The organism is Kitasatospora sp. NPDC007106, from assembly GCF_040634455.1.
Classification (GTDB): Bacteria; Actinomycetota; Actinomycetes; order Streptomycetales; family Streptomycetaceae; genus Kitasatospora; species Kitasatospora arboriphila.
On the sequence record NZ_JBEYFP010001307.1, the window covers coordinates 1 to 1271 of the forward strand.

Here is a 1271-nt window from a genome sequence, read left to right on the forward strand (position 1 = left end):
CGACCACGTGCCCCGCGGCGTCCGTGTCCGACCGGAATTCCGCCTCGTCACCGGACACGGCACTCCCCGCGACCCGCGGTGACCGATTGTCGGCATTCCGTGGATACGGCGTGAAGATGTCGGGTGCGATCGATCGACTCTGACCGCATTTGGAGCGATTGGGTCCGCTTAGGGACATTGCGGGGGCCTGTAGACCTCTTTAGCCTCCCCGCCATGGCTACCCTCATCTCCGTCGTGCTCCCCGCCCACGATCGGAACGGCCAGCTGAAGGAGTGCCTCGACGCACTGCTCGCCCAGTCGTTCCGCGACTTCGAGATCGTCCTCGTCGTCGACACCTCACCGGACTGCCCGGAACGCGTCGCCGAGGCCTACGGCATGCGCGACCCCCGGGTCAGCGTGCTGCGGCTGAACGCGGCGGTCGGGATCGGCCGCGCCCGCAACGCCGGCGCCGCCCGCGCCACCGGCGACTACCTGCTCTTCCTCGACAGCGACCACCTGCTCGACGAGGACGCCTTCGCCGCCCTCGCCGAACGGCTGGAGCAGACCGGCGAGGTGGACGTCCTCCAGTTCGGCCACAACCGGTTCTACCGCGACAAGGTGTGGCCCGGCGGCGCCGAACGGGTGCTCGCCGAGGCCGGGCCCGAGGTCACCACGGCCGCCGAGCGGCCCGCCCTGCTCGGCACCCCGCCACTGGTCTGGGACCGCCTGCTGCGCCGCGGCACCGTGCCCGCCTTCCCGGACGGCCACTACGACGAGATCCCGGTGGCGCACGCCGCGATGCTGGCCGCCCGCCGGGTGGCCGTGCTGCCGCGCGAATGCGTGACCATCCGCCGCCGCCACACCCTGAACCCGGTCGGCTCGCCCGGTGCCAGCCAGTTCGACCTGTTCGAGCAGTACGCCCGCAGCTTCGAGCTGCTCGCCGGCTCGCCGGACGCCGCCGCCCTGTGGCCGGAGCTGTTCACCAGGATGGTCCGGCACTACCTCTTCGTCTTCGACCTCGGGGGCTGTGTGGACCGCTCCGAGCGCCCCCAGTTCTTCCAGCGGGCCTCCGAGCACTACCGCGGCTACCAGCCCGAGGGCTACCGCCGGCCGGACGGCCGCGAGGGCGTCAAGTTCTCGCTGCTCTCCAGCGGCGCCTACGCCGCCTTCGAGGTCGCCAAGCTCTCGCACATAGCCCGCGGCGCGGTCACCGGCCGCCGGTAGGCACACGGCTGCCGCACAGGGGCGTGTGGGGGCACCTCCCGGCTTTCGGCCGAAGGCTGGGAGGTGCC

Annotated in this window: 1 protein-coding gene; it reads left to right on the forward strand. The window is 72.1% G+C overall.

Features of this window, described 5'->3' with window-relative positions; all coding sequences use genetic code 11:
* Positions 1-213: 213 nt before the first annotated feature.
* Entirely contained in the window at positions 214-1203 is a 990-nt protein-coding gene (locus ABZ641_RS38055) for a glycosyltransferase family A protein (protein WP_344628185.1), read from the forward strand.
* Positions 1204-1271: the final 68 nt, after the last annotated feature.